The sequence below is a fragment of the uncultured Sulfuricurvum sp. genome, from assembly GCF_937936435.1.
GTDB lineage: Bacteria > Campylobacterota > Campylobacteria > Campylobacterales > Sulfurimonadaceae > Sulfuricurvum.
In genome coordinates this window covers 20,305-27,305 of sequence record NZ_CALDDG010000105.1, presented here as the reverse complement: position 1 = coordinate 27,305, position 7,001 = coordinate 20,305, and the positions used below count along the sequence as shown (strand labels likewise).

The following is a 7,001-nucleotide window of genomic DNA, read 5'->3' as shown; positions in this document are numbered from 1 at the left end:
TCTACACTCTTTCCCTACACGACGCTCTTCCGATCTCTTCGGCCGTAGGGATTAAAAAGAGCTCTTCCTCTTCGACTTTAAACAGATCCTCTTCGAACTTAGGAAGCTGTCCCGTTCCCTCCAGCGCACGACGGTTGACGAGCATCGGAACGCTCACTTCTTCAAATCCGCGTTCACGGTTGAAATCAAGCATAAAGTTGATAAGGGCCCGCTCTAAACGCGCGCCCATTCCGCTTACGACACTGAAACGGCTTTTGGCGAGTTTGACGCCCCGCTCAAAATCGATCCAGCCGTTTTGTTCGGCGAGCTCCCAATGCTCTTTCGGGGTAAAAGAAAATGTCGGAGGGGTGAGGACTTTGCGGAGCTCGATATTGTCATTTTCATCTTCTCCGTCCGGTACGTCCGCGTCGGGAATATTCGGAACCCGCATAATGATGGCATCGAGAGCCTCTTCGGCACTGCGCTGTGCGTCAAGCAGATCGTTGAGGGTCGCTTTGTTGGCATCCACTTCGATTTTAAGCTCGTCGGTGCTTTTTCCCTCTTTTTTATACTGTCCGAAGAGTTTACTGAGTTCGTTTTGTTTGGCTTGGAGGGTCTCGTAAGCTTGTTTGGCGCTTTTGAGGGTTTCGTTGGCAGATTTGAGTTCCGCGATCGTCTCGGCGGAGACTTTTTTGCGCATGAGCGCAGAGGCGGTTTCGTCAAAATTTTTCTGGAGAAGTTTTACATCGATCATAAAGAGTATTCCTGCAATTTAATAATGATCGATTATAGCCAAAAGAGGCTGAAATTAGCTCAAAATTACTTACGATACGAGCAAATACTATGGTTGAATCTACAACGAAAAAATACTATAATAATGTAATTTTGATAGCATGTAAAGATTGTAGGAACTAGAATGAAAAAAATTTTAATTTTTGTTATCCCTCTAACCATCTCTCTGTTCGGGGCAAGTTTTGATTGTTCGAAAGCGAAAACCAATGTTGAGAAGATGATTTGTTCGGATAAAGAACTATCTGTGATGGATGAAAATCTATCCAAAGTATTTAAAGAAGCCATTAAATATACTAAAGAGAAAAATCAGCTCAAAAATGAGCAGTTTGCATGGATGAAAAAACGAAACGGATGTAAGGACGTAAAGTGCTTGATCGATTCGTATCATCTTCAACTTGATTATTTGGAAAAGAAAACTCAAGACCGACACCCAACAGCTAAGCAAACAATTACTCGTCCGGCATTGATGTCCGAAACGCTTTATGCAGATACCTACTATTCTGAAGCACCGAGCGATTCACTGGTGTGGTCAAAAGTACTTTTGGCGTTAAAGATTCCCGGTTTCTCCCCTCAAATGGATTCAAACCGATGGACTGAGTGTAATTATAAGAGTGGATTAGTAACGTTACGGGAGATCCAAACGCAATTAGGGAAAGATTTACCGTATTTGAAACTATGGGCTGTCAATCAACATCGGGTCTTTTCGGCATGTGAAGGTGCTCAAGAGGACGATGTAATGCCGATCCAACCTGTTGGGAAACTTCCGCAAAGAGCAAAAGGGGATTTTCTTTATCAACTTGGCAGTTGGAATTTTTATAGAAAAGATTATCCAACGGCATTGGCAAATTATCAAGAAGTCGAAAAACTGAACGATTCACCTCAGCGACCAATGGCGGCTTATATGGTCGTTCGAACACTTGCGTATCAAAATCGTGCTGAAGAGGCTTATCATAAAATCGGAGAAATCCTCGCCGATCCTTCTTTGAGTAGCATTCACGATATTGCAAAAAATTACCGTTTTGTCATTATGAGCAATATGCGCTCTTTTGATTTGGAGCTTACCCCTGAACTGGCAATGGAACATTTAAACTGGCTTCAAAAGCTCGTTCGGCTTTCTACCGATAGTGTTGAACAGCCCGAAAAAGCATTTAACGAACAAAAAGATGCTTTGGCGCAGTTCAATGTTTATTTTGCACGTTATGCACCGAATTCAAAAGCCGTTGATTGGTGGTTGACCTCATACGAACCGGAAGGTCCGAGAATGCGTTCCGTAAAGACATTGGCTTCGCAAAATCCTCTCATCGACTGGATGCAGGCAAAATGGGCATATAACGTATTTGATTACGATTGGCTTTGGTCGTTGCATCAACAAGAGAACCCGTATTGGGAACAAAATCGGAATATCGTAATTCATGCACTCGAACAATGGAAAAAGACCAAAGACGGGGCGTGGCTACAAATTGCTATTCAACGCGTCCATCCAAAGGATGATTTCGCTTCTAAAATTCTTTTCGATGCTGAACCCTATCTAAATAGCGCATGGAAAAATGAAACCCCGGAATATCGAATATGGATTTTTGATCTGTGGAGAAATGCAGTGCGTATCCGTTTAGGACGAGGTGAGATTGATAAAGCCGATGCGCTAATTTTCGGGCATTGGGATTATTTTGAGAAAGAGTTGCTTTATTTTCCAGAATCGATGGAATATAGCTATCGTAGAGACGATTTTAGACGGGTTCTAAATGAAACATTGCGGTGGTTAGTTTATACGGATAGGATTCAAAATGCGCGTACTCTACTCGACGGTATACAAAAAAAGCTTCCTAATGAATTTGAACAGTGGAGAAGCTTATTAGCGACAACACCGGATGAAGCAATTAGTGTAGCGATCCTCACTGATTATCACCGTTATGAATTCTATAAGTACGATAATGACGATAGAGTATGGCGGGAAATGATCGAAATTTTGCCGTTTAAATTACTCAATTCGATGGCAACGGACGATCGTATCAAACGTGAGTATCGAGGGATGATTTCTCGTAGCCTTTTTACAAGGGCAGTGTTACTCGAATACGATAATGATCAGATCGACAAATACGCTGCATTGGCTGCCAAACTCAATCCCTCGATTCGAGAGTCGCTGTTGGAGAGTGTTGCCGGTCACAATCGGGATAAATACATCAGCTTTTTACTAAAAATGCCTCGTTTTCGTCCGGCACTTTATTTGGAATATGCGGATGACTCTGAGCGTAAAGGGGAAGAAAAGGGGATAAGACTTGATGCTATCGACGTGTATAATCATAATGATAACAACTGGTGGTGCCGCTTTGACAGCGAGATGTTTAAAAAGCGTATTTTTAATGCCATGATGATTGTTCCGAATGACAACAATATCCTCTCCTTTAATACTAGAAATAGAACGGAAGACCAAAGTCTAAGAAGTGAATTAGAGCCTTATCTCGATAATCAGCACAAATTGCTGAACAACCACCCCTATATGGCGTTGATAGATAAAAAAGAGATCGAAGCACTGGAAAGTATTCCTTCCGGACCGAAATACCTCAGCGAAGCAGTTATCAAACGTGAAATGGAATCCGGAATTGCAATAACTCCCGAAGAGCAAAATGAGCGGGCAGCTAATCTAAATCGCGCTGTCAGAACAACACGGTATGGATGCAATTTTTGTTGGTTGCTTGGAAAAGACACTAATTGTTCGCATGGTGAATACTCAAAAAAAGCGTATGATTTGTTGCATGAGCGTTATGAAAACACCCCGTGGGCAAAAGCGACGCCTTATTGGTTTAAGTAGTAGTTTACGGACGAAATAAATTTTACTATTGCTAATATCTTGACAAAATGTATTTTATTCGTCATAATGACAACATATTGACAAAAAAAGGAGTGTGCGATGCAAGCCATGTTTTATTCTGCGGCACGCAACAACCTGCGTAGCATGATCGATAGTGTCTGCAACGACTGCGAAGAGTACATTATCACGACCAAAGACAACCAAAGTGCCGTACTGATCTCGTACGAAGAGTATGCGTCGATGAAAGAGACGATGTATCTGCTCTCGTCTAAAACCAATCGTGATCGTTTGCTGGATTCGGTCGAAGAGATCGAAAAAGGGGAATTCACTGTCCGAGAGATCGCGAGTTGATGATTGCGTTTTCGACCAATGGATGGGAAGATTATCTCTATTGGCAGCACAATGATAAAAAGATTCTCAAAAGGATTAATGCACTATTGGAAGATATCCGTCGAAATCCCGATGAAGGATTGGGGAAGCCTGAACGGCTAAAAGAGAATTTATCGGGGTATCTGTCCCGACGGATTACGGCAGAACACCGCCTCGTCTACACGATCAAAAATGATCTTGTAATCGTGGCGCAGTGTCGGTATCACTATTAGCTCAAAATAGCCTTGGCTAACTCAAACTGATTGGCAGTCATAATGTGGATTTTCGGATGGAGTGCTTTGAGCTCTTCGAAAAGATTTTTGCTGAGTTCAAATCCGACACGGTACTCTTCCTCAGGGCTGATTTTTGCCGCGGCTTCGAGGGCTTCGACCCAACTGTGCGGGACATGAATACCGGGGACATTCTCATCCAAAAAGCGGGCGGTTCGAAGTTTCGTAATCGGGAAATAGCCTAAAATCAAAACACAATTTGCATGATGCTCGATGTTGGCTTCGTTTGTCATCGTGAGAAGTTTTCGGGCATTTTCGAGATCATAAACCGGTTGGGAAATGATGGCGACGGCTCCGTGCGAGACTTTTTTAGAGAGCTTTTTCTGCAAAGCGGCGCTATTTTTTGCGTAAGCGTCGATTACGGCAAAGGGATAAATGGGCTGAACGGGAGCGAGGAGTTTTTGATCTGCCATGTCAACGCCGCGGTTAAGGGTAGTGATAATATCGAGCAAAAGATTGCTGTTGCCTTCAAATACCCCTTTGGCATGGGGTTGGTCGGAATAGTGGGCGCTGTCTCCGGTAAGGGCGAGTACGGCGCGGACACCTGATTCGTTCGCCCCGAGAAGGTCGGATTGGAGTGCAATACGGTTGCGATCGCGCATACTCATCGTCGCTAACGTCGGGAGTCCAAAACGATCTTGGAGTTTCATGGCGGCAAAGAGGGCATTGTATTTGAGTTTGGCGAGCGGATTGTCTGTCGTACTGAAACCGTCTACCAGTTTATCCAGACCCAACGTGGCGATTTTTTCGATAGTCGGGGTGAATTGTGCCGAGCGCGAAGGGGTCGTTTCGAGGGTGATATAGGTACCGTTGCGGAGTTTTTCGATAAAGGTTTCGAACAAAAGGAGCCTTTGGATATAATTGCGCCATTATAACAAACAGGATAGGCTCTTTTGATTAAATTAGCAGTATTTGATTTTGATTCGACGCTGATGGACGGCGAAACGATCGACTTTTTTGCCGAGTCTCTCGGTATCGGAGCCGAGGTCAGTGCAATTACGGAACGGGCAATGAACGGTGAACTCGATTTTTTTGAGAGTTTGCAACAGCGTGTCGGCCTTCTAAAAGGGTTGGAATTTTCAAAGGTAGAACATATTTGCCGCAATCTCCCGTATATGCCAGGAGCCGTCGAAACGATTTCTGCGCTCAAAGAGCGGGGGATAAAAGTCGTTTGTTTCAGCGGAGGATTCCGTTCAGCCACGTCGTATGCAAAACATATCCTCGGATACGATGCTGATTTTTCCAACGTTTTGCATGAAAAGCACGGACATCTTACGGGCCTCGTCGGAGGAGATATGATGTTCGATTTCTCCAAGGGGGATATGCTTCAACGGCTTCAAGGACTATTTGGAATCACTCAGGAAGAGACGATGGCGATCGGGGACGGGGCGAATGACCGTTCCATGTTTGCCCATGCGGGTATGCGTGTGGCGTTTTGCGCCAAGGAGATTTTAAAAAAAGAGGCAAACGTCATTGTCGATACGAAAGATCTCACCCAAATTCTTACAAAGGTATTTTTATAAATGTTAGAGAACTCTTTATGGCTCCGCTATAACCCTGATAAAACGATTCGCGAAGTATTGGCACGGCTGTATGAATGCAGTGCTGTGGAAATCGGCGATGACGAACGCGAATTGTACGCTTCGTTGAAACGCCATTTGACTAAAAAAGAGTTTCGTATGATCATGATGAACGAGGCGGGATTAAGTGCCGAAGAGATCGGTGCCGAGGTCGGTTTAGAGGGTGAAGAGCTGAAAAAAGCGCAGTATAAAGCGTATCGTAAAATCCGTCAGGATAAGATTCGCAACGAAGTAAAACTCGGGAAACTTCAAGAGATTGAAGCGGAAGAAGAAAACGATTAAAATGGGATAATTTGATACGTTTTTGATAAAATGTGTAAAAAATCCATCAAAAAAACGGTTTGTTAAACGTTCATTTATTCTTTATCCGATATGATTTATAAGTGTCAAGACACCTTCACCGTTTTTTCGAAAATGCTGAAGGTGTCTTAAGCTACCATAACTTTTGAAGGAGAACACGATGAAAAAGTCAGCTTCATTTTTCCTCGCGGCAGTTGTAGCTGTCGGGATGATGAGTACAACGGCATCTGCCGATATCAAAAAAGGTCAAAAATCTTATTTGAAAACATGTAAAAACTGTCATGGTAACGGGACTAAAGGTGCCGCTATGCATACACAAGACGAATGGGATGATCTATTCGCAAACAACGGTGCGGGCATTATCAAAAAACATGCCGGTACAAAAGCAGAACCGTTCTTCAACGGCGATATGTTTAAAGCACAATCACAAGATCTTCGCGATTTCTTGTTCGAATACGGTTCAGATTCAGGCAACGTTCCTTCTTGCGGCTGATGCCTCTTTCCCCTTTCGGGGAAATCTTCTCACTTCTTTTCTAAAAAATCTTCAAGTATTTTCAATTCAATCACCCCGTAAGCCGGTTCTTCGTAAGGATGAACGTGTTTAAGCGTTTCCAAAACATTGCGTAGCGCTCCGTCGGTACAGATCATCTCAATTTTTATCTCTTGGACGTATTCTAGAGTATCGAACTCTCCGATGGCGGGTTTAGAGCCTTCAAGCGGACGAAACTGCCCTGTTCCGGATGTCTCCCAACTGCATCGGTCATAATGTTCGTAATGGCCGGCTCCAGCGTCAAAAAGGGCATTTTTGACACTGTCGGCATGGCTTAAGGGAACATAGACGATCACTTGGTATAACATGATAACCTCAGGAATTAGATTAGG

The 7,001-nt window shown here is 43.6% G+C and carries 8 protein-coding genes; 6 read left to right on the top strand and 2 right to left on the bottom strand.

Annotation, left to right across the window (positions count from 1 at the left end):
• Positions 1-895 precede the first annotated feature (895 nt).
• From Q0389_RS10040 to Q0389_RS10030, 3 genes are all read left to right on the top strand, one after another.
• Positions 896-3,580, top strand: coding sequence for a hypothetical protein (locus Q0389_RS10040; protein ID WP_298693878.1), 2,685 nt, complete (start codon positions 896-898; stop codon positions 3,578-3,580).
• Positions 3,581-3,679: 99 nt separating this feature from the next.
• On the top strand, positions 3,680-3,931 hold the full coding sequence (locus Q0389_RS10035; RefSeq protein ID WP_298693877.1) for a type II toxin-antitoxin system Phd/YefM family antitoxin: 252 nt from the start codon (positions 3,680-3,682) through the stop codon (positions 3,929-3,931).
• A complete protein-coding gene (locus Q0389_RS10030; protein WP_298693879.1) occupies positions 3,931-4,182 on the top strand; it encodes a Txe/YoeB family addiction module toxin in 252 nt (83 codons plus the stop codon). The genes Q0389_RS10035 and Q0389_RS10030 overlap by 1 nt, the downstream gene beginning before the upstream one ends.
• On the opposite strand, the gene Q0389_RS10025 is transcribed toward Q0389_RS10030, so the two are convergent.
• Complete coding sequence (locus tag Q0389_RS10025) at positions 4,179-5,081, bottom strand: methylenetetrahydrofolate reductase (RefSeq protein WP_298693876.1); 903 nt, start codon at positions 5,079-5,081, stop codon at positions 4,179-4,181. The two genes, Q0389_RS10030 and Q0389_RS10025, sit on opposite strands and share 4 nt — an antisense overlap.
• 51 nt (positions 5,082-5,132) lie before the next feature.
• Here Q0389_RS10025 and serB point away from each other — a divergent pair, with 51 nt between their 5' ends.
• The 3 genes from serB (at position 5,133) to Q0389_RS10010 (ending at position 6,612) form a co-directional block, all read left to right on the top strand.
• Positions 5,133-5,762 (top strand): phosphoserine phosphatase SerB, encoded by a 630-nt coding sequence (gene serB / locus Q0389_RS10020; protein WP_298693875.1) that lies wholly within the window; start codon positions 5,133-5,135, stop codon positions 5,760-5,762.
• Positions 5,763-6,101, top strand: a complete 339-nt coding sequence (locus Q0389_RS10015) for a hypothetical protein (protein ID WP_298693874.1) — start codon at positions 5,763-5,765, stop codon at positions 6,099-6,101.
• 178 nt (positions 6,102-6,279) lie between these two features.
• Positions 6,280-6,612 (top strand): cytochrome c, encoded by a 333-nt coding sequence (locus Q0389_RS10010; RefSeq protein ID WP_298693872.1) that lies wholly within the window; start codon positions 6,280-6,282, stop codon positions 6,610-6,612.
• A 29-nt stretch (positions 6,613-6,641) separates the two neighbouring features.
• On the opposite strand, the gene Q0389_RS10005 is transcribed toward Q0389_RS10010, so the two are convergent.
• Entirely contained in the window at positions 6,642-6,977 is a 336-nt protein-coding gene (locus Q0389_RS10005) for an NGG1p interacting factor NIF3 (protein WP_298693871.1), read from the bottom strand.
• Between the last annotated feature and the right edge of the window lie 24 nt (positions 6,978-7,001).